Annotated in this window: 18 protein-coding genes; 11 read left to right on the forward strand and 7 right to left on the reverse strand. The window is 65.9% G+C overall.

The features are described 5' to 3' along the window. Window positions 1-515: 515 nt before the first annotated feature. Window positions 516-1292 carry an SDR family NAD(P)-dependent oxidoreductase gene (locus tag AC3CD9_RS14085; protein ID WP_488364512.1) on the reverse strand — a complete coding sequence of 259 codons (777 nt, stop codon included), beginning with the start codon at window positions 1290-1292 and terminating at the stop codon, window positions 516-518. Then, on the reverse strand, window positions 1289-2113 hold the full coding sequence (locus tag AC3CD9_RS14090; RefSeq protein ID WP_488364514.1) for a thioesterase family protein: 825 nt from the start codon (window positions 2111-2113) through the stop codon (window positions 1289-1291). Before AC3CD9_RS14090 ends, AC3CD9_RS14085 begins: the two co-directional genes overlap by 4 nt. Window positions 2114-2181: 68 nt before the next feature. On the opposite strand from AC3CD9_RS14090, the gene AC3CD9_RS14095 reads away from it, so the two are divergent. The 7 genes from AC3CD9_RS14095 (at window position 2182) to AC3CD9_RS14125 (ending at window position 9730) form a co-directional block, all read left to right on the forward strand. Next, window positions 2182-2976 carry an exodeoxyribonuclease III gene (locus tag AC3CD9_RS14095; protein WP_488364515.1) on the forward strand — a complete coding sequence of 265 codons (795 nt, stop codon included), beginning with the start codon at window positions 2182-2184 and terminating at the stop codon, window positions 2974-2976. Window positions 2977-3086: 110 nt separating this feature from the next. Further along, window positions 3087-4001, forward strand: coding sequence for a GTP pyrophosphokinase (locus AC3CD9_RS14100; protein WP_488364516.1), 915 nt, complete (start codon window positions 3087-3089; stop codon window positions 3999-4001). A 124-nt stretch (window positions 4002-4125) separates the two neighbouring features. Then, window positions 4126-5004 carry a DUF5926 family protein gene (locus AC3CD9_RS14105; protein ID WP_488364517.1) on the forward strand — a complete coding sequence of 293 codons (879 nt, stop codon included), beginning with the start codon at window positions 4126-4128 and terminating at the stop codon, window positions 5002-5004. 81 nt (window positions 5005-5085) lie between these two features. Next, window positions 5086-5934, forward strand: a complete 849-nt coding sequence (locus AC3CD9_RS14110) for a glycosyltransferase family 2 protein (RefSeq protein ID WP_488364519.1) — start codon at window positions 5086-5088, stop codon at window positions 5932-5934. After that, window positions 5931-6869, forward strand: a complete 939-nt coding sequence (gene pheA, locus AC3CD9_RS14115; protein ID WP_488364521.1) for a prephenate dehydratase — start codon at window positions 5931-5933, stop codon at window positions 6867-6869. The genes AC3CD9_RS14110 and pheA overlap by 4 nt, the downstream gene beginning before the upstream one ends. A gap of 186 nt (window positions 6870-7055) precedes the next feature. Beyond that, window positions 7056-8894: an FAD-binding dehydrogenase gene (locus tag AC3CD9_RS14120; RefSeq protein WP_488364522.1), complete on the forward strand. Its 1839-nt coding sequence runs from the start codon at window positions 7056-7058 to the stop codon at window positions 8892-8894. Next, window positions 8891-9730 (forward strand): SDR family oxidoreductase, encoded by an 840-nt coding sequence (locus AC3CD9_RS14125; RefSeq protein WP_488364523.1) that lies wholly within the window; start codon window positions 8891-8893, stop codon window positions 9728-9730. Before AC3CD9_RS14120 ends, AC3CD9_RS14125 begins: the two co-directional genes overlap by 4 nt. Before the next feature lie 124 nt (window positions 9731-9854). Here the strand turns inward: AC3CD9_RS14125 and AC3CD9_RS14130 are convergent, their stop codons facing one another. Together AC3CD9_RS14130 and AC3CD9_RS14135 are read right to left on the reverse strand one after the other, a co-directional pair. Next, window positions 9855-10787 (reverse strand): NAD-dependent epimerase/dehydratase family protein, encoded by a 933-nt coding sequence (locus tag AC3CD9_RS14130; RefSeq protein ID WP_488364525.1) that lies wholly within the window; start codon window positions 10785-10787, stop codon window positions 9855-9857. 33 nt (window positions 10788-10820) lie between these two features. Next, window positions 10821-11600 carry an enoyl-CoA hydratase gene (locus AC3CD9_RS14135; protein WP_488364527.1) on the reverse strand — a complete coding sequence of 260 codons (780 nt, stop codon included), beginning with the start codon at window positions 11598-11600 and terminating at the stop codon, window positions 10821-10823. 107 nt (window positions 11601-11707) lie between these two features. Between AC3CD9_RS14135 and AC3CD9_RS14140 the strand changes: the two genes are divergently transcribed. Both AC3CD9_RS14140 and clpB read left to right on the forward strand, forming a co-directional pair. Then, on the forward strand, window positions 11708-13285 hold the full coding sequence (locus AC3CD9_RS14140; protein ID WP_488364529.1) for a Na+/H+ antiporter: 1578 nt from the start codon (window positions 11708-11710) through the stop codon (window positions 13283-13285). Between the two features lie 298 nt (window positions 13286-13583). Continuing rightward, window positions 13584-16190 (forward strand): ATP-dependent chaperone ClpB, encoded by a 2607-nt coding sequence (gene clpB, locus AC3CD9_RS14145; protein ID WP_488364530.1) that lies wholly within the window; start codon window positions 13584-13586, stop codon window positions 16188-16190. A 226-nt stretch (window positions 16191-16416) separates the two neighbouring features. On the opposite strand, the gene AC3CD9_RS14150 is transcribed toward clpB, so the two are convergent. The 3 genes from AC3CD9_RS14150 to AC3CD9_RS14160 all read right to left on the reverse strand — a co-directional run bounded on the left by AC3CD9_RS14150 (window position 16417) and on the right by AC3CD9_RS14160 (window position 19812). Continuing rightward, complete coding sequence (locus AC3CD9_RS14150) at window positions 16417-17649, reverse strand: HTTM domain-containing protein (protein WP_488364532.1); 1233 nt, start codon at window positions 17647-17649, stop codon at window positions 16417-16419. After that, window positions 17639-18382, reverse strand: a complete 744-nt coding sequence (locus AC3CD9_RS14155) for a DUF5819 family protein (protein WP_488364534.1) — start codon at window positions 18380-18382, stop codon at window positions 17639-17641. Before AC3CD9_RS14155 ends, AC3CD9_RS14150 begins: the two co-directional genes overlap by 11 nt. A gap of 260 nt (window positions 18383-18642) precedes the next feature. Then, window positions 18643-19812 carry a CaiB/BaiF CoA transferase family protein gene (locus AC3CD9_RS14160; protein WP_488364535.1) on the reverse strand — a complete coding sequence of 390 codons (1170 nt, stop codon included), beginning with the start codon at window positions 19810-19812 and terminating at the stop codon, window positions 18643-18645. 200 nt (window positions 19813-20012) lie between these two features. On the opposite strand from AC3CD9_RS14160, the gene AC3CD9_RS14165 reads away from it, so the two are divergent. After that, window positions 20013-21047 carry an agmatine deiminase family protein gene (locus AC3CD9_RS14165; RefSeq protein ID WP_488364536.1) on the forward strand — a complete coding sequence of 345 codons (1035 nt, stop codon included), beginning with the start codon at window positions 20013-20015 and terminating at the stop codon, window positions 21045-21047. 289 nt (window positions 21048-21336) lie between these two features. Beyond that, window positions 21337-21777, forward strand: coding sequence for a hypothetical protein (locus AC3CD9_RS14170; protein WP_488364537.1), 441 nt, complete (start codon window positions 21337-21339; stop codon window positions 21775-21777). The last annotated feature ends 65 nt before the right edge of the window (window positions 21778-21842 follow it).

Below are 21842 nucleotides of genomic sequence, written 5' to 3' on the forward strand. Positions count from 1 at the left end.
GTATCCGATAGTGACCTAGATTCGAGTTCGGATGTCCGATAGTGACCTGAAGTCAGGCGGGCGGTCGCGAAACACTGCTGTGAATGACAAGAACCCCGGGGCGCGTAATCGCGACATCCCGGGGTCCTCGCAGCACTCCCCTCGAGTACCCGGACGCATCCCCATACGTCCGTTATGTCCACCCGATCCCCACCGGGCGAACACATTAATTTGACCACACTTTCGTATCGCTTGTAAAGAATCTCACGCTCCGTCTTGAATCCTGTCGGGCTCTATAGCACAGAAGCGATCAGAATAAAACCCCTGGTCACAGGCTCAGCCCCCGGTAGTTCAATCCTCAACTCAGTTGTGCCGCCCCTGCCGAAAATTGCATATAGGTCACATCCCGCGGCGAGCATGCGACCACGATTCGATGACCGCCGGCGCATCTCGCGGATCCCGAATCAGCGATCGCGAGTGCGGGCGCTCACCGCTGGCGCACGTCATGCCGACGAGCGCACGTGACGAATCCCGAATCAGCGTCCGCAAGTGCGTGCGAAGGAGAATCCGGTCGATCCCCAGCGCATGAGCCGACGGGGCACCGCAGGGGCGACGAGCGCGGCCAGACGGTATCCCCACCCCGGCACCGAGACGACCTTCCCCGCCCGCGCATCACGCAGCGACTCCCGCACCACCTGATCGACGCTGAGCCAGATCAGGCCGGGTCCCGGACGCTCCACGCCGAGGCGGCTGTGGAATTCCGTCCGGATGAAGCCAGGCAGAACGGCGGTGACCGTCACCGGGCCGCCCCTGAGTTCCCCGGCGAGCGCCTCGGTGAAGACCAGAGTCGAGGCTTTCGACGCGGCATACTGCCCCATCGTCGTCACCGCCGCCAGTGAGGAGACGTTGATGATCCCTCCGCGACCGCGGGACTGCATGCGCCGAGCCGCCGACAGAGACAACTCTCTCACCGCCCCGGAGAGCACCCGATCGAGCGCATCGAGCTCAGCAGCATCGGTATCCAGCAGTGTCCCGCGCAGACCGAAGCCGGCATTGTTGATGAGCACATCGATCGGCTGCGTCGCGATGATCTCGTTGACCGCGTCGACACCGTCACGGGTCGACAGATCGGCCACGACCGCCTCGGCGTGGATATTCTGCGTGGTTCGCAGCTGCTCGGCCAGCTGATTCAGCCGGGCCTCGTCCCGGGCGACCAGGACGAGGCCGTAGCCGTCTGCGGCCAGGGTGCGGGCATAGCCGCGCCCCAGCCCGGAGCTCGCCCCGGTGATGAGGGCACGCGGCCGCGGATTCATACCGCGCCTTGACCTCGACGAACGGTCAGGGACTGCACTGCTGTGCCGATGGGACCGTCGACATCGCTGAGCACGCTCGTCGTCTGCCCGAGTCCGGTCGGCCCGAAGGCCACCTTGGTGTCGAAGCCGACCCAGCCGGGCTCGGGCACGCGAGTGAGGTGGATGGAGAGGTCGACGTTCGGGAAGAACGTCGCCTTCGGATCCTCACGGACGGCCAGACCGTTGGCGGTGTCGACGAACTTGACGAAAGCCGCGGTCGGCGGGTCGACCTCACCGTCGACGAGAGGATAGGGACTGCGCACCCAGGACCGTGCGTAGCCGGGATGGGCGTCCGCTCCCTGGCGTCCCTCGAGAGACGCGATGTAGCCGCCGCCCCAACGATTGGTGAAAGGAATCTCGGGCATTTCGGACACGGGCGGCATCGCCGACCATTCGTCGCCGGCGACCTCCTCGGTGTCGGAGGACTGCAGTCTCCACACTCGAGCGGTCACGCTGGTGCGCTCACCATGGCGCATATGCGCTTCGACGAGTTCGATGGTGCGGCCGGGGCGGACGACGTTGACATCGATGGTGAACTCGCCGGAGTGGATGACGCCGAGGACGTCGAAGGTCACCCGGGAGATGAGCTTGTCGCTGGGCAGTCGACGTTCGATCTCGGCGAGCACCATCCCCGAGGCGGGCGCGAGATGCTGCTCGCCGGGCTGCCAAGCACCTTGGCTGTGCAGAGTCGAGACGAGGCGGTCCTCGGACAGCCGCACATAGTAGGAGTCCGGGTAGTCGCCGCCGTCATGGCCGAGGTGTTCATTGGGAGCTTCAGGCATGGTCCCAATCCTATCGACCCGTCGACATCGCGCTTTCACCTCCAGCGCGGACGGCTTAGGGTGGGAGGGTGAGAATCGCTACGTGGAATGTGAACTCGATCCGTGCCCGCCACGACCGCATCGGGGCCTGGCTGGATCGTTCGGATGTCGATGTCCTGGCCATCCAGGAACTCAAGTGCAAGGACTCGCAGTTTCCCGAGGAGCTGTTCACCGAGCGCGGCTACGAGGTCAGCTATCACGGCCTCAACCAGTGGAACGGTGTGGCCATCGCCTCGCGCGTCGGACTGGCCGATACCGAGATCGGGTTCAAGGACATCCCTGCCTTCGGTTCGGAAGAACCCGTCGTCGAAGCCCGGTCGCTGTCGGTAACCTGCAGCGATGTGCGCGTCTATTCGCTCTATGTGCCCAACGGCCGCGAACTCGATCACCCGCACTACGGCTACAAGCTGGAGTGGTACAAGGCGCTGACAGCCGATATCGCCGCCCAGCTGAGCGCCGAACCGGAGAAGAAGCTCGTCCTCTGCGGTGACTTCAACGTCGCTCCGCTCGACGAGGACGTCTGGGACATGGCCGAGTTCGACGGCGCCACCCACGTCTCCGATGCCGAACGTGCCGCTTTCGATGATCTCCTCGGCGCGGGCCTGAGCGAAGTCACCCGCCAGTTCACGCCCGGGCCCGGCGTCTACACCTTCTGGGACTACCAGAAGCTGCGCTTCCCGAAGAAGCAGGGCATGCGCATCGACTTCCAGCTCGCCTCGCAGGCGCTGGCGAAGACAGCGACCTCAGGCGAGATCGACCGTGAGGAGCGCAAGGGCAAAGGCGCGTCCGATCACGCTCCCGTCATCGTCGACTACGACGTCTGAGGCACCTTCGTCTCACCTTTCGGCGCCCCGGCGCAACTTCAGCGTCGAAGCCATAGACATCTCCCCTCTCTTCTGGTGAAGTTGAATCAGGAGCTAGGAAGGTGACGAGGATGTCAGCAACTGTCCGCGAATTGGTCGACGAAGCCTACGACCGGCGTGAGTCCACCTGGAGGGCCGCCCTCGAGACGGTCAACGACTGGGTCGAGTCCGTCCGCGCTCCATCCGCACTGCTCTCCGGGGATCGAGTGCGCGTCGTCGACGGTCGGATCAAGGATCGGCTGCGCACGGGCGAGAAGCTGCGCCGCAAGCTCGCCGATGCCAACGACGAGATCCACGAATCCGTCGAGGTCGAGAACCAGGTGATCGATGTCGTCGGCGCCCGCGTCATCTGCCGCACCGAACGCGAACAGTCGGCTCTGTGGGACCTGCTCACCGAGGTGAGTGACGACACCAACCTCTCCATCGCCGAGGTGCGCGACTACTCCGCGACCCCGAAGCCGTCTGGATACCGCGGCCGCCACCTCATCGTCGAGGTTCCCTTCGACTCCGAGCCTTCCGTCCTCGTCGAACTCCAGCTGCGCACGATCATGCAGGACGCGTGGTGCGTGCTCGCCGAGGAGCACCTCTTCAAACCCGGGCAGGCCCTGAGATCCGATGCCCAGCAGGAACGGCTGTCGGTGATCCTCGCAGGGCTGTTGGCGCAGGCCGACTCCGTGGCCGGCTACATCGCCGATGACGTCGGCGCGTATCTGGGCATGGGCAATTCCGCCCCGCCCCGAGCCTTCGCCGAGGCGGACGAACCGACCGATCCGGCCATCGAGGTCACGATCCGCGAACTCAACCACTCCTATGTGCTCGCCGCCGACGAGGTGGGCCGCCACGGCATCATCCGCTTGGAGACGCTCGGGCTGACTCCCGACAACCCGGAGCGCTCTGCGTTCCCCCATCCGGGCGACAAGCTGCAGGTGCGCATGGACGAGTCGAACAACACGCGCTACTTCATCCCCGTCGGCCACGACCGCTGAACGGCGGCGCATCAGCCCGGACCGGCTTCGCTCAGTCGCGTTCGACGCATCTGACCCCACCGGCACAGGCACGCCTGCGAACCCAACAGCCCGGCAGGCGCTGCACCGACTAGACTTGCGTCCTATGGGAAAGAAGTCGAAGCGCTCCAAGGAAGAACTCATCGCCAAACGCCTCGCCAGGGCGCAGGCCACGGCATTCGTCGCACGTCCGTTCGCGGACCTGCCGTTCGAAGCCGACCTCATCTGCCTGCGTGAGCTCGTGCCCGCGGCCACCGCGACCGCGAAGCTCACCGAGGAATACGGCGGCCACGAAGTGACCATCACCTCCCTGCTTCCTGCCGCATGGCAGGCCTGGCGTCGCGACGACGGTGAGATCCTGGCCGGAATGCAGGTGCCCGTATCCTCGACCGACGCCTCCCGCGACGTCGCCCGCGGCCTGCTGGCCGCCGTCGACGCCGAACCCGGCACCTCCATCGAGGCGACGACCGAACCCGGTGAGGGCCCGCGCCTGCAGGACATCCTCGACACCTCTCACCCGTTCGACGTCCGCGTGCTCGAGAACTTCGACTACTGGGCCCTCCCCGAAGCCGAATCCGACGCCGACGTCGCCGCCGCCCTCCAGCAGGCCAACGACTCCGTGGCCCCGACCGAGAAGCTCGCCTCCGTCGACTCCGCCTACTGGACCGAGATGTCCGGCCGCACCTACGTTCGCTGGGCCCGCCCCGAAGGTGAGGACCGCGTCGTCGATGCGATGGCCTGCCTGCAGGCAGAGAACGCCAACGACCTCGGCGGAATCGGCACCTTCCTCGGCTACTTCCGCGCCCACGGCATCATCGTTCCCGTCTGGGAACTCGAGTTCGGCACCCAGGTCGACGACGTCGAAGAGACCATCGCCGCGTTCGGCAAGCGCCTCGACGAAGCGCTGAACACGACCGAGCCGATGAGCACCGAGGCCCGCCGCGTCCGCTCGGGCATCGTGTCCCGCCAGCTGACCATCCACTGATATCCGTCACCACTCCATCACCGAGGCGGGACCCGAAAACGGTGCCCCGCCTCGGTGATGGTGACGGACAGGAGAACCGACATGAGCGCACAGCCGCACCCCGCCCCCGAGGCGGTCGCCGCCATCATCCCCGCGATGAACGAATCCCAGCGGATCGGTGCCACCGTCGCTGCGGCCAAGCAGATCCCCGGGGTCGACATGGTCCTCGTCGTCGACGACGGATCGGCTGACGACACGGGGACTCGGGCCCGCCGGGCCGGTGCCGAGGTCATCACCCACCCGAAGAACAAGGGCAAGGCTGCGGCCATGATGACCGGGGCCTTCGCTCTGCGCAATCGGGAGATCTCCGACGCCGATCCGGGCGTCGACCCGCACCACCGGGCGCTGCTGTTCATCGACGGCGACCTCGAGGACTCAGCGATGAACACCGCTCCCCTGACCGAGCCTGTGCTCGCTGGTCGGGCGGACATGACGATCGCGATCCTGCCCGCGCAGAAGCGCAAGGGTGGGGGCTTCGGCTTCGTCGTCGGACTGGCGAAGAAGGGCATCGCCGAGCTCTCCGGATTCGAAGCCACCCAGCCCCTGTCGGGCATGCGCTGCCTGTCGAGAGAGGCCTTCGATGCGGCCCTGCCGTTCGCCGCAGGCTGGGGCGTCGAGGCGGCCATGACCATCGACGTCGTCAACGCCGGACTGCGCGTGGAAGAGGTCGAATGCGACCTCCACCACCGCGTCACCGGCCGCGATCTGAAAGCGCAGCTGCACCGTGCCGCCCAGTATCGCGACGTCGCCCGCGCGATCCTCGTCCGCCGCCTCCGCGCGAAGCGGAATGGCGGGACGCCGGGCGGCGGCGCCTCCTCCACCCCCGCCGATTCCGGGTCGTCCGAATCCACGCAGAATTCCTCCGATCCACACAAGGAGACCGGCAAGTGAACCTCAACCGTTTCGCGTACCTCGGCCCTGAGGCCACTTTCACCGAGGCGGCTCTGCTCAGCTTCCTCGACTCCCGGAACCTGCGCGCCGAGGCCACGACGCACCCGATGCGCAATGCCCCCTCGGCACTCGACGCGGTGCTCGAGGGCGACTGCGATGCTGCTGTGGTGCCGATCGAGAACTCACTGGAAGGCGGAGTGCCCGCCACGATCGATGCGCTCACCGAGAACGGACGCCTGCAGATCATCGCCGAGGTGGTCGTGCCCGTCCGCTTCGTCCTCGCCGTCAAGCCCGGCACCACCAGGGAGGAGATCTCCTCCTTCGGTTCGCACCCGCACGGCGAGGCGCAGGTGCGGGCGTTCATGAACGAGAACTTCCCCGAAGCCGTCTACCTGCCGACGTCCTCGACTGCCGCGGCTGCCAGGGACCTGGCCAATGACGCCGGCGACCATATGGCCGCCGTCTGCCCGGCCCTGGCCGCGCAGCGCTATGGACTCGAGATCGTCGCCGAGGACATCGGCGACCGAAAGGACGCCGTCACCCGATTCGTCGTGGTCACCCTCCCGGGTCCTCTGCCCGCCCCGACCGGCGCGGACAAGACGACCGTCGTGGCGGCCCTGCGCTCGGACCGGGCGGGTTCGCTGCTCGAACTGCTCGAACAGTTCTCCAGCCGCGGGATCAATATGTCGCGCATCGAATCCCGTCCGACCGGTGACGGGTTGGGCCTCTACCAGTTCTCGATCGACCTGCTCGGACACATCCACGAGGCACGCATGGCCGAGGCCCTGCAGGGTGTCCACCGGGCGGCCCTCAAGCTGCACTTCCTCGGCAGCTACCCGAGCTCCGACGGAGCAGTTGTGCCGGTCGACCCGACGACGACGGATGAGTCCTTCGCCGCAGCCGCCGATTGGCTGGAACGCACCCTCGAAGGCTGATGGACACCGACCGAAATTGCGCCTGACTTCGGACCGCTTGCGCCTCTTCACACCGGGAAAATCTGCAATACTGAAACTTACTGGTAGGTAAGTGTGCGCAGATTGCCAGAATCCGGCCGGTTCTGGGCAATCTGCGCACACTTGACGTCGGTTCACTGGCCGACAGAGACGACAGAGGAGTCGACGATGAGTTCTTTCGACAGCACGGGCTCGTCCCACGCACCTGGTGACGGCGGAGACAGCGCCGGACCCGGTGATCGTTCCGCCCCGGATCGCCGCTCCCCAGATGCGATCATCGTCGGTGCCGGACTCGCCGGTCTCGTCGCCGCCCACGAACTCACCAAGGCCGGCAAGCGCGTGCTCATCCTCGACCAGGAGAACCGCGCGAACCTCGGCGGACAGGCGTTCTGGTCCCTCGGCGGACTCTTCCTCATCGACTCTCCCGAGCAGCGGCGACTGCGCGTCCACGATTCGCTCGAGCTCGCCAAGGACGACTGGGCCACCTCGGCGGGATTCGACCGCGACGAGGATCATTGGCCGCGGAAGTGGGCGGAGGCATACCTCGAGTTCGCGGCCGGGGAGAAGCGCCAGTACCTGCGTGACCTCGGCTTACGCCTGACACCGATCGTCGGTTGGGCCGAACGCGGTGGGTCCGGTGCGGGTGACCACGGCAATTCCGTGCCCCGGTTCCACCTCACCTGGGGCACCGGCCCCGAGGTGGTCCGAGTCTTCCGTGAACCCGTCGAGACCGCGGAGGCCGCCGGACGCGTCGAGTTCGCCTTCCGTCACCGCGTCGACGAGCTCATCACCGACGGCGGAGCCGTCGTCGGGGTCCGCGGGCGGACACTCGCCCCCAGCCACACCGCCCGCGGAGTCGAATCGAACCGCGACGAACTCGCCGACTTCGAACTCCGAGCGCCCGCAGTCATCGTCACCACCGGCGGCATCGGTCACAATTTCGAACTGATGAAGAAGTACTGGCCGGTCGACCGCCTCGGCGAGTTCCCGGACCCAATGCTCGCCGGAGTGCCCGCTCATGTGGACGGACGGATGCTGCAGATCGCCGAGGATGCCGGAGCCAGCCTCATCAACCGGGACCGGATCTGGGCGTATACGGAGGGCATCGAGAACTGGAATCCGATCTGGCCGAGGCACGGAATCCGCATCATTCCGGGACCGTCGTCGATGTGGTTCGATGCCGAGGGCAATCGGTTCCCGGCGCCGAACTATCCCGGCTTCGATACGAATCGGACGATGCGCACGATCCTTGAGACCGGGCACGACTATTCATGGTTCGTGCTCAATGAGTCGATCATCCGCAAGGAATTCGCGCTCTCCGGTTCGGAGCAGAACCCGGACCTCACGGAGAAAGACATTCGGATCACGCTCGATCGCGTGCGCTCCTCCGATGCTCCGGGACCGATCGAGGCCTTCAAGAAGTACGGCTCCGACTTCGTCGTGGCCGAGACCACCGAGGAACTGGTGGCGGGAATGAACGAACGCTCCCGCGGACCGGTCATCGATCACGACCACCTCGTTGAGCAGATCCGGCAGCGGGACCGGCAGACCGAGCACGCTTTTTCGAAGGACGCGCAGGTCCAGGCCATCCACAATGCGCGGTCCTACCTCGGTGACAAGATCGTGCGTGCGGTCAAACCGCACAAGATCCTCGACCCTGCACACGGTCCGCTCATCGCGGTGCGTCTGAGCCTGCTGTCACGAAAGACCCTCGGCGGGCTGGAGACGAACCTCGACGGGCAGGTGCTGGCGGGATCCGTCACTGGTGACAGCGCAGATGGCAGAGACTCGAACACACCGATCCCTGGCCTGTACGCCGCCGGCGAGGTCACCGGTTTCGGGGGCGGCGGAATGCACGGGTACAACGCGCTCGAGGGAACGTTCCTCGGCGGGTGCATCTTCTCCGGCCTGCGCGCCGGACGCGCTGCCGCCGAGCAGGCGGGCCGTGCGGTGACATCTTTGCGACGGGAAAGCGGGTCTGCACAAGGCGGAGGAGCGCACACATGACCGGCAGCGCGCGTTCAGCCCTCACCGCCTTAGTCACCGGCGGCACCTCGGGAATCGGCAGGGCCGTCGCCGAGGCGCTGGCGGCGAAAGGCTGCACGGTGCTGGCAACCGGCCGGAACCCGGACCGCACTTCCCCTGCCGATCGGATCCCCGGTGTCCGCTATCTTCCGTTGGACCTCACCGACCCGGATGGTCCGGACCGGCTGGCCGCAGAGCTCGAGGAGCTCGGCCTGCTCGACGGCATCGACGTGCTCATCAACAATGCCGGTGAGAGCCAGTCGGGTCCGTTCGAAGAGCTGCCGGCCGATGCCGTCGAACGGCTCTTCCGCACGAACGTGTTCGGACCCGTTCGACTGAGCCAACTCGTCCTGCCCGGGATGCGTGCGCGGCGGGCGGGACGCATCATCATGGTCGGGTCGATGCTCGCCAGCTTCCCTTTGGCCCACCGCAGTTCGTATTCTGCGGCGAAGGCGGCTCTGCGCGCTTTCGCCACGGCGGCTCGGCAGGAGCTCTCACCCTTCGGCATATGGGTGAGCACCGTCGAACCGGGATCGATCGCCACAGGTATCGGGCTGCGGCGGACGAAGTACCTCGAAGAGGGGTCGCCCTATACGCAGGACGTGACCACGATGCTCGAGCACCTCGACGCCAACGAGCGCGGCGGCATTCCGGCCGCCAAGGTTGCGGCCACGATCGTCGATGCGATCATCGCGCCGAGGCCACGGGAGTTCTACGCCGTCGGCAGCAGAGCACCGCTGCCGTTCCTGCTCAAGCGTGCGCTCCCGCGCGAACTCGTGTCGAAGATCGTCGCCGCCCAGCATGGCCTCAAGCGGTGACAGGAACCGCAGCCGGCTCAACCCCAGCCTGAGCTGCGGGCAAGACTGACACGATCGGCGGCCTGGCCCCAGGGCAGACGTGCACCTGCGGCTCGAACCGGAACCGCCTCTGAGCGCTGGCGCCCTACTGGAACCGGGACGGGACGAGGTGCTGGGTGGTCGAGATGCCGAGCACCCGCTGCTGCCGGGACAGGTTATATGTCCGGTCCGACTGCAGGTATCTGACGAGGAAGAGCTTCGCTCGGTCCCCGCGCTTGAACACGCCCTTGATCTTGAGTCCCAGCTTCGCCGACACCAGCGCCTTGTCCTTCGCGACACCCTCGATGACGACCTGGTCATAGCCCATCCGAGCGAAGTGAGTGACCACGGCCTCTTTGAGCCGGTACGGAATCGGATCACCGATATTGAAGGGCCCCGCTGCCGAAGGCACGTCGAGGCAGGCAAGCGCGGCCCGCACCACATTGTCGACGTGGGTGAGGGTGATCTTCTGTCGTCCGCCGCCCGGCAGCCGCAGCACACCTTTCTTCGACATCCGCGACAGGAACGGCATAAGCATCGTCTCCCCCGGACCGTAGACAGCCGCGGGACGCAGGATCGCAGCATCGGGACGGAGCCTCATCACGAGCTGCTCGGCGAGAGCATGGGTGCGAGAGTACGCGTCGGCGAAGTCGTTGGGATCCTTCGGCCCGGCTTCCTCCCACAGCTCGGCGTGGGGTTCGGACTCGGAGTACACCGTCGTCGAGGACACGTGCACGATGCGGGCCTTCGGAAACGCATCGAGGACATGACGTGTGCCCGTCACCTTCACGCTGTAGAGAGCGTCGTCATCGGCGCTGACGGAGGCGATTCCAGCACAGTGGAAGACCGCGGTCACATTCTTGGCCAGCGAGGTCACCGAGGCGGACGCGGGTTCGGTGATGTCCCAGTGCTGGAAGTTCACCCCGGGGATCTCGGGATCTCGCCGGGACAGCGCGTAGACCGTTTCGTCCCTTTCGGCGAGCGCTCGTGCAATGGCACCACCGATGAAGCCGCTGGCTCCGGTCACTATCACCGCCACGAGGTTCCCTCTCTCATCTTCACGCCCACCGCCTCAGCGGCGGTGTTGCCACTGCGGCTCCCTCTTCGTCAGAAAGGCGTCGATCCCTTCCTGCGCATCGGCCGCGACGGCATTGTCCGCCATCGCCTGCGACATCCGCGCATAGGCGTCGGCCACAGGCAGCTCCCGCTGTTCGTAGAACGCGGCCTTTCCTAGGGCAACTGTAGCCGACGAGGCGGACGCGACTTTGAGAGCCAATTCCAAGGTGGCGGACTCGAGGTCGGCGTCGGCGACGACATCGGAGACGAGACCGAACTTCAGCGCATCCTCGGCGGTCACGAAATCACCGGTCAGCAGCATCCGCATCGCCTGCTTCGCCGGCACCGCACGCGACAGGGCCACCATCGGAGTCGAACAGAACAGACCGATCTTCACTCCCGGAGTTGCGAATCTGGCGGACTCGGCGGCAACGGCCAGATCGCAGGTCGCCACCAGCTGGCAGCCGGCCGCCGTGGCCACACCCTGCACCTGCGCGATGACCGGCTGCGGGATGGATTGGATGAGCTGCATCAGTCGGGCACAGGCGTCGAACGTGGTCTGCTGCGTCTCCAGATCCGCCCCGCGGATCTCGGTGAGGTCATGACCGGAGCTGAACACATGACCGGCGGTGATGAGGATGACCGCGCGCACATCGGTGCGCTGCCCCACCTCGGTGAGGGTGTCGATGAGGTCTTCCATGACCGCCAGCGACAGTGCGTTGCGCGTGGACGGCCGGTTGATCGTCACGGACGCGACTCCGTCGTCGAGCTGCGCGAATACAATTGATTCCGACATAGCCTCATTCTGCCAAAGGTCGCCGGGCCGGCGCGGAATCTGCGCAGACGATTTCCGCCCGCCTCCGGACACATCCGCCCCGGTGGGAGCGGTTCGGAGGGACTGGCATGACCACATTGCTGATGATCATCGGATTCGGTGCCGCCACCTCGGTGGTGGTCGGATTGGGGCAGAAGCTCAAGCTTCCGTGGCCGGCGCTCATGGTCCTCATCGGCATCGCCGGTGCGTTCATCCCCACCTTCGCCGAGGTGGCCATCGATCCGGAGCTCGTCCTCCCTCTCTTCCTGCCGCCCCTGCTCTTCGCCGCCGCACAGAAGACATCGTGGGCGCTGTTCGCGATCCGGTGGCGCACTATCCTCGGTATGTCCGTGGCTCTCGTCGGTGTGACCGTGGCCGCCGTCGCCGGGTCCGCGGTCTTCCTCATCCCCGGAATCACCATCGCCGCGGCCATCGCGCTCGGCGCCATGCTCGCCCCACCCGACCCGGTCGCTGTCGAAGCCGTGGCCAGCACCGTGTCGATCCCCCGCCGCATCATGTCGACCCTGCAGAGCGAGGGCCTGTTCAACGATGCTGCCTCCCTGGTCATCTTCCAGACCGCGATGGCCGCGGTATTGGCCGGCACCGAGGTGGACTACGCAGATCTGGCCGTGTCGTTCGTCGTCTCCGCCGTCGTGGCGATCATCGTCGGCCTGGTGCTGTCCTTCGCCGCCTGGTGGGTGATGGAGAAGATCGATCACACGATCGCTCGCTCCTCCCTCATGCTCGTCCTGCCCTTCGGCGTCTACCTCGTGGCCGAGCACTTCCACGCCAGCGGGGTCATCGCCGTCGTCGTCGCCGCCCTCGAAGTTCGCCGCCGCGATGTCGAGGGGAACTCGGCGGAGCGGGTGACGCAGAATTCGACCTGGCAGGTCCTCGAGATGCTCATCACCGGAATCGCCTTCGGACTCATCGGCCTCGATCTGCGTCTCATCGTCGAATCCGAGCATGCCGACCTCGGGCGAGCGCTGCTCGTCGGCGCGCTCATCGCTCTCATCGTCGTGGCCGTCCGCTTCGTATGGCTGCTGCTCGGCACTGTCATCGAACGCAAGCGACGCGAGGAGGATCCGGATGCCGCACCGTTGAGCGTCCGCGATGCCACGCTGATGACCTGGGGCGGGATGCGCGGCCTCGCCACGGTCGCCTTGGCTCTGTCGATCCCGGCCACGACGAGTTCCGGTGCCCCGTTCCCCGGTCGGTCCTATGTCGTCGTCGCGGCCGCGGTGGTCCTGCTGGTCACTCTGGTGCTGGCGGGCCTGAGCTTTCCGACCGTCGTCGCTCTCCTCGGCATCGACGACGAAGCGGAGAAGGAACATCAGGCGACCAGGGACATTGCTCTGCGTGCCTACAAGGCTGCGATGCGCGAGATCAAGAACGATGACAGTCTGCCCGACGACGTCATCGAACCCCTGCGGGCGAGGTTCAAAGTCCTGCACGATCAGCTCAGCGGAACCACCGATGACCAGGCGAGCTCGGAACAGGCGATGGCATTCAAGGAACACCGGGAGCAGATGCTGGCCGTGCAGAAGAAGGCCATGCAGTCCGCCCGTGCCGAGGTGCTCAAGGCCCGGCGCGAACGCGGGACCGATCCGGAGATCGCCGACCGCGTGCTCCACCGCTTCGACCTCCAGTCGGTCATCACGAGGTAGGGGCGGGCCGGCCCCGGCTGGGTTTCCGGGCCGGCCCCGGCTGGGTTTCCGGGCCGGTCCCGACTGGGTTTCCGGGCCGGTCCCGGCTGGGTTTCCGGGCCGGTCCCGGCTGGGTTTCCGGGCCGGTCCCGGCTGGGTTTCCGGGCCGGCCCCGGCTGGGTCGGGACACGCATCCGGGCGGGCCGCCTCGGCGAAATACTTCTCGATTTTCAAAGTTGAGCGGAATAGACTCAACTTTGTCGGTGTTGTTCTTTTCGAGAGCTGGAGTCAGCACAGAATTTGAAAAGGAGATGCGTACATGGACGCACAGATGACAACCAAATCCCGGGAGGCGCTGCAGACCGCGGTCAACGACGTCGTCGCCCGGAAGAACAATCAGATCGAACCGGCTCACCTCGTCGCGGCCCTGCTCGGCCAGCCGGATTCGCTCGCCGCGACCCTGCTGACGAAGGTCGGTGCCGACCCGCAGACCGTGCTACGGTCCATCGAATCCGTGATCAGCGGATTCCCCACCGTCAGCGGTTCCACCGTCAGCCAGCCGGGACTCTCCCGCGCCGGTCTGGAGATGATGAACCTCGCACAGGAGGAGATGACGGCGCTCGGCGACCAGTTCGTCTCGACCGAGCACCTGCTGCTGGCCGCTGCGGCCGGCAAGGACGGTGCCGGTGAGGCGCTGCGCGCGAATGGGGCCAACAGGGACGCACTGCTTGCGGCCCTGCCCGAACTGCGTGCCGGAAAGAAGGTCACCTCGGAGAACCCGGAGGAGACGATGCAGTCGCTGGAGAAGTTCGGCATCGATCTCACCGCCGTTGCCCGGGAAGGCAAGCTCGACCCGGTGATCGGCCGCGACAAAGAGGTTCGCCGCGTCGTCCAGGTGCTCTCGCGCAGGACGAAGAACAACCCCGTCCTCATCGGTGAACCCGGCGTCGGCAAAACCTCCGTCGTCGAGGGCCTGGCCCAGCGGATCGTGGCCGGAGACGTGCCCGAATCGCTGCGCGACAAGACGCTCATCAGCCTCGACCTGTCCGCCATGGTCGCCGGCGCGAAGTACCGCGGTGAGTTCGAGGAGCGGTTCAAGGCCGTGCTCGAGGAGATCAAGAACGCCGACGGCCGGATCATCACCTTCATCGACGAGCTCCACACGATCGTCGGTGCCGGTGCCGGCGGAGACTCCTCGATGGACGCAGGCAATATGCTCAAGCCGATGCTCGCCCGCGGTGAGCTGCGGATGATCGGTGCCACCACGCTGGACGAATACCGCGAGAACATCGAGAAGGATCCCGCCCTGGAACGGCGGTTCCAGCAGGTCTTCGTCGGTGAGCCCAGTGTCGAGGACACGATCGCGATCCTGCGCGGGCTCAAGGAACGCTACGAAGCTCACCACAAGGTCTCGATCAACGACGGCGCCCTGGTCGCGGCCGCGACGATGTCGAACCGGTACATCACCGGCAGGCAGCTGCCGGACAAAGCCATCGACCTCGTCGACGAGGCGGCTTCCCGCCTGCGCATGGAGATCGATTCGGCTCCGGTCGAGATCGATGAGCTCCGCCGTGCCGTGGACCGCCTGAAGATGGAGGACATGGCGCTGGCGAAGGAGACCGACTCCGCGTCGATCGAGAGGTTGAGCGCCCTGCGTGCCGATCTCGCCGACAAGGAGGAGGAGCTGCGCGGACTCGAGGCGACGTGGGAGTCCCAGCGTGCCGGCCTCAACCGGGTCGGTGAGCTGAAAACGAAGCTCGACGAGCTGCGTTCGGCCGCCGAGAAGGCTCAGCGCGACACGGACCTCGAGACCGCATCCCGTCTGCTCTACGGCGAGATCCCTGCCGTGCAGAAGGAGATCGCCGAGGCCGAAGCCGCAGAGGCCCAGGCCGAGGCGGGAGCGGAATCCGATCAGATGGTCTCGGACAAGGTCTCGAGCAACGACATCGCCGAGGTGGTCTCCTCGTGGACGGGCATCCCTGCCGGACGCCTTGTCCAGGGCGAAGTCGAGAAGCTGCTGGGAGCCGAGGGCATCCTCGGTGAGCGTCTCATCGGTCAGAAGAACGCCGTCGCCGCGGTCTCCGATGCCATCCGCCGTTCGCGGGCCGGTGTCGCGGACCCGGATCGTCCGACCGGTTCGTTCCTGTTCCTCGGACCCACCGGCGTCGGCAAGACGGAGCTCGCGAAGTCTCTCGCGGACTTCCTCTTCGACGACGAGAAGGCCCTGATCAGGATCGATATGAGCGAATACGGTGAGAAGCACACCGTGTCCCGCCTCGTCGGTGCCCCTCCGGGCTACGTCGGATACGACGAGGGCGGTCAACTCACCGAGGCGGTCCGCCGTCGCCCGTATTCCGTCGTCCTGCTCGACGAGGTGGAGAAGGCACACCCGTCCGTGTTCGACATCCTGCTGCAGGTCCTCGATGACGGACGGCTCACCGACGGTCAGGGACGCACGGTCGACTTCAGGAACACCATCCTGATCCTGACCTCGAACCTCGGTTCGCAGTTCCTCGTCGACAAGAGCCTGTCGACCGAGGAGCAGCGGTCCAAGGTGCTCGATGTCGTGCATGCGACGTTCAAGCCCGAGTTCCTCAACCGTCTCGATGACATCGTGCTCTTCGACGCGCTCAGCCAGACCGAGCTCGCGTCGATCGTCGATCTGCAGATCTCGCACATGTCGCGCCGGCTCTCCGACCGTCGAGTCTCGCTCGAGGTCACTCAGGGAGCCGAGGACTGGTTGGCGCTCGAAGGCTACGATCCGGCGTTCGGTGCCCGGCCGTTGCGCAGGCTGGTCCAGCGCGAGATCGGCGACAAGCTGGCCCGCGCTCTGCTCGCCGGGGACATCGTCGACGGGGACACTGTGGTCGTCGACCTGCCCGAAGACCCCGAGGCCACCGGCCTGGAGCTGCGCCCCAAGCGGTAAGGCTCACCGCCGGGGCGTGTTGCGCGGATTCAGCCCAGTTTGAGTCGGATAGCTCCTGTTTGAACATGGGCTATTCAACTCAAACTGGGCTGTTTCGCTGACCGCAGCGCGGCACAGCACAGAAATGGGACACCCTGCTCTGGATCGCTCACTTTCTTCGGTGAGCATTTCAGAGCAGGGTGTCCCATTCCAGCATCTGCCGGTTGCTGAGCGCTATGCGCGACGGTTACTTGCCGCGAGAGCCTGCGGACGACCGCGCACGAGTCTTCGCAGACCCGCCCTTGGCAGCACCCGAACCACCGCGAGCACCCGAACCACCGCGACCACCAGCGGAACCGCCACCAGCCCCACCAGCACCCCGCGGTGCCGATGACGTCCACCAATGCCGCAGGTAGGCGCTGACCTTCGCGAAAGAACGGTCGCGGATGAAGATCGCGTCGACGGCGATCATCGTCAGCGAGAACCACGGCAGGCCCATGAGCAGCGCGATGCCCAAGTGGAAGGACAGGATGCCCAGCAGCGCGATGATGCGCGTGTAGCGGTTGAACAGCATGAACGGGAAGGCGCACTGGAAGAGGATCGATCCCCACGAGATCGCCACGACCATCGGCCCCCACGCCGTCATCAGGTCCGACAGCACCGGCCACGTGCCGAACTGCTGAGTGTGCAGCGGGTTGTACACGGCGAATCCGTGCTGCCAGGCCTCGCCTCCGGCCTTGTACAGACCGCCGGACATGTAGATCGCGCACACCTGGAACGCGAGCACGACGATGGCGAGATTATTGGCCATGATGAGCGCCCAGCGCCACTGCCCGCCGTCGTTGTCCGGGAATTCCGGGTTCCGCGCGCGCCGCCTGGCGTCGAGGGACCATCTGCGAGTCGTATCGGCGAAGAGCATGGCGATCATGAACATCCGGTAGGCGTTGTCGCCCTGGTCGCCGGCCCCGTCGTTGAGCTCGATGAAGCTCACCCACAGCACGAGGTAGATCGGCAGGACGATCCTTGTGCGCCACCCGAGGATGATGACGATCGCCAGCAGCGCGAGCCCGATCATCATCGCCGTGAACAGCGGCGGCATCGTCACCGCTCGGTGGAAGAGGGAGAAGAGCCAGATGGTCGGGAAGTCGCTCTTGGGTTCGGCGATCTCACCGTTCCAGGCCGATCCCACACCGAAGGTGTAGTGCCGCGCGCTGAAGTTCGTGAGGATGAGGCCGAGTCCGGTGAAACCGATGAGGATCCGCGTCACCGCCAGCCCATATGTCGCGTGGTACCGGCCGGTGAGCATCTCCTCGAGCCAGTTCCACCCCTGCGCGAGCTTCGTCCACACCAGGGTCGTCACCGGGACCAGCCCGAACTCGGGAGCCGAATCACTCGCCGAGGCGGCCGTGCCGGTCCGCTGGTCAGTGACCTCTGCGTCGCGGTCGTCCCCGCCTGTGCGGGTCGTGTCATCACTGTTCACCGACGCACCTCACTTCGTCCGAGGCACAGAAGTACTTCGTGAATTCCTCTTGGGACTGGTGGTCTTCGACGACGAGTGCGCGCCATCCCACGGGGACGGGTTGGATATTCGGACGCTTGGCGTCTTTGTCGTTGCGTTCGGCGAAAGGCACGACGTTCTGACGGGCGGCCTGGTATTGGACGCGCTGGACGTCGTCGCCCCAGATGGCCTTCGCCACCTGCGTCGCATACGCGGTGGCCAGATGTTCGCTCTCCAGGTAGGCGGGAATCGCGTTCTCCGGGTCGTCGTACTCCTTGAGCTTCGTCTCCAGCCGGTCCACGGAATCGTCGCCCTTGAAGTAGTCGAGTTTGACGATCGCTTTCTGATCGTCGGGCAGCTCTTCCCACGAGCCCTTGATGTCCGAGGCCACTCCGATGCCCAGCCCTGCCGACCGTGGCGGGAACAGCTTGTACGTCGAGTGGTCGAGTTCGACATCGGTGGCCCGCACCCACTGAGTGATCTCTTCGCCGCTGTCGGTCTTGATCACCGCGCGCACGTCGAAGTAGTAGTCGCCGTTGATCGGCTCGGGGGCGAACACGCTCCACGACTGCCCCCACAGCGGGATCATGTATTTGGACAGCAGGTCACCGGGAATCACCTCCCGCATCGTCGACGCAGGGGCGATCCACAGAAAGCTGGCGAAGATATGGAACCCTGTGATCGCCATCGCGATGACCATCAGGGTCCGTTTCACCGCCGAACGTCTCCGAGGTGTGACCTCGGTCGGCTCATTGTCCATCTCGGTTCCGGAATTCTCTTGGGAATACGACTGCTGTCACCGCAGGTCCCGCGCCTCATCGGTCGCTTGGCAGATCTCTCGGTGACAACGCACAGTGACTAGGGTACTTCAGCTGTGGCACTGCCCGCCCGGGCAGCGGCAGAATCATTCGCGGTCATCAGACGCACGATGACTTCCGCACGACGACTTGCCGATTCGCGGCGCACGCCCGAGGTCTACTCGGCCGCCCGCAGCCAGGCCTTGACCGCTTCCGTGGAATCGCCGAGCGTCGGCGGTGCCAGTTCGTAGCTGGGCGGGGTCTCGGACAACCGGATCGGGTTGCGGACCGTGGGGATGACGCGATCACCCTGACCCGCCTCGGCGACGGGCTCGAGGCCCAGCGACGATGCCAGGTCCACACCTTGGGCGATCGAGTTGATCGGCGCGCAGGGCAGCCCCGCCTCGGTGAGGATGTCGAACCATTCCTGGTTCGTCTTCTCACTCAGCGCGGCGATGAGCTCGGGTTCGAGGTCATCGCGGTTGACGTTGCGGTCGGCGAAGTTCGCGAACCGTTCATCGGCCGCCCATTCGGGGTGGCCGAGCACCTCGGCCAGCCGGGCGAACTGTTTGTCGTTGCCACACGCGATGATGATCTGGCCCTCGGCAGTGGGCATCGGCTGGTACGGGTAGAGGCTCGGGTGCTTGTTGCCCATCGCCTGCGGAACCACGCCGCCGGCCACGTACGCCGAGGTCTGGTTCGCCAGCCCGGACAGCGCCGAGGACAGCAGATTCGTCTCGACCAGCTGACCGACCCCGGTGTCCTTCCGATGATTGAGCGCGCCGAGGATGCCGACTGCCGTGTGCAGTCCCGTGATCACGTCGACGACGGCAACACCCGCCTTCACCGGGCCCGACTCCTCGGAGCCGGTGACCGACATGAATCCGGACAGACCCTGGATGAGCAGATCGTAGCCCGGCTGCGGATTGTCGCGGCCGAAACCCGTCACCGAGGCGTAGACGATGCCCGGATTGACCGCGCTGACCGTCTCATAGTCGAGGCCGTACTTCGCCAGTCCCCCGGCCTTGAAGTTCTCCACGAGTACGTCCGCACGAGCGGCGAGCTGCAGGGCGCAGGCGAGGTCGTCGGAGTCCTTGAAATCGAGGACCACGGAGTGCTTGTTCCGGTTCGCCGTGAGGAAATACGTCGCATCATCCCCTCGCCGAGGCGGCGCCCAGTGACGTGTATCGTCCCCGGTCTTCCCCTCCACCTTGATGACCGTGGCACCCAGATCCGCAAGCATCATCGTCGCGTAGGGGCCGGCGAGGACTCGGGAGAAATCGGCCACGATGGTTCCGGCCAGCGGCCCCGTCCCCTGCCGTCCGAATGCTGCGTCTGCTGCTGACACTTGATGCCTCCTTTGGCACGTTCTGCTTGCCTGTTCTTCGCCTGACTATACGGAATCGACATGGCCGCCCTGGCCTGTGGGGTGAGCGTCCGCGGAAACGAGCCGAGAGCCGGGCGGGCGGCAACGAAATCCGTCGACCGCCTCGGCGAGATTCTGGCTACACTCGGCTCAGCGACAGTCCACCAGCGAAGGGACGAACGATGACGTTGCACATGCCGGCGGAGACCGCCGCCCAGGACCGAGTCTGGATGGCGTTCCCGTCCTCCGGCTACGCGCTCGGCGACACGGAAGCCGAGGCCGAGGCGGCACGCGCCACGTGGGCCGCCGTTGCCCGCGCCACCAGCGAATTCACCCCTGTCACGGTCGTCGTGACCAGTGCACAGAGCGATCATGCCAAGCGCCACCTCGGCGAGGGGATCAACCACGAGATCACGATCGTCAACGCCGAACTCGACGATGCGTGGATGCGCGATATCGGGCCGAGCTTCGTCGTCGACGAGGCGGGTGCGCTGCATGCTGTGGACTGGGTGTTCAACGGGTGGGGTGCGCAGGAATGGGCGAGCTGGGATCACGATGAGCACATCGGAGAATTCGTCGCGGGCCTCGCCGGGACTCCCGTGATGTCCTCGGATCTGCGCAACGAAGGCGGCGGATTCCACGTCGACGGTCAGGGCACGGTGCTCGCCACGCGCAGCGTCCAGCTCGATCCCGGCCGCAATCCGGGACTGACCGAAGCCGATGTAGAAGCCGAATTCGCGCGCACGATCGGGGCGAAGAAGGTCATCTGGCTCGACCGCGGACTCCACCGGGACAATCAGACTTTCGGCACCCGGGGACACGTCGACATCGTCGCCGCGATGCCGAGCCCCGGGGTCGTCCTCGTCCACGATCAGCGCAATCCCGACCATCCGGACTACGAATTCAGTCGTGCGCTCAAGGAGCAGTTTGCGGCCGAGACCACCGCCGACGGCACGCCCTTCGAAGTGGTGCCGATCCCGGCCCCCGAGGTGCTGCGCGACGAGGAGGGCTGGGTCGACTATTCGTATGTCAATCACCTCGTCACCAACGGCGGGGTCATCGCCTGCACCTTCGACGATCCGATGGACGCCGAGGCGGCCGCCGTGCTTGAGCGCGTCTACCCGGGGCGGAAGGTCGTCGGGATCGATGCGCGCGAACTCTTCGCCCGCGGCGGCGGAATCCACTGCATCACCCAGCAGCAGCCGAGTCTCGGCTGAGTCGAGTCTCGGCTGAGTCGAGCCTCGACTGAGTCGAGCTGGGACCTGCTGCAGGTCCCACTTTCCAACCCCGGGCCGCGCGTGCCGAGCCGGGATCCCGCGTGCCGAACCCGGGATCGTCGAGAATCTGCGATGACGGCGCGGGTGAATCCATACCCGTACGAGCACGACTCGGTATAAGCTGGATCTTGAGGGCACAGTGCCCGTGCGCTGCCACATCGCTGCCCGGACCTGTGCCGCACAGCAGAGCCGAATACGGTGACGTCGAGTTGCGAAGAGGAGCAAGACCATGAAGAAGAGATTGATTCTCCTGGCCGGTCTCGGAGTCGGATTCATTCTGGGATCACGCACCGGGCGCCAGAGCTACGAACGGCTGAAGGCCCAGGCTCAGGATCTGTGGACCGACCCGCGCGTCCAGGACACCGTCGAGAAGGCCAACCAGTCCATCCGCGAGAAGTCCCCGGCCGTCGCCGATGCCGTGCAGACCGCGGCCGACAAGGTCAATGCCGCCGCTGCCACGAACACTCCCGTCTCCGAATTCGACGGTGACGAGGATTCGGCTGGTGCGAAGGCAGACACGACGGCGAAGAGCACCACGGCCGCGCAGGAAACAGCGAAGTCGAACACCACGGCGAAGCACAAGTCGTCGCCGAAGGCCAAGGACTCGATCACCGATCCCGAGCGTCACCTCGATGACGAAGGTCCGGCCGGAGTCGCCGACGACGACTGAGAGTCGGCGGACTTGCTGAGTCGCCGCGCCCTTCGGTCAGCGCGACTCCGTCCTAGTTCGCTACG

It is taken from the genome of Brevibacterium sp. MGP-B1, from assembly GCF_057766545.1.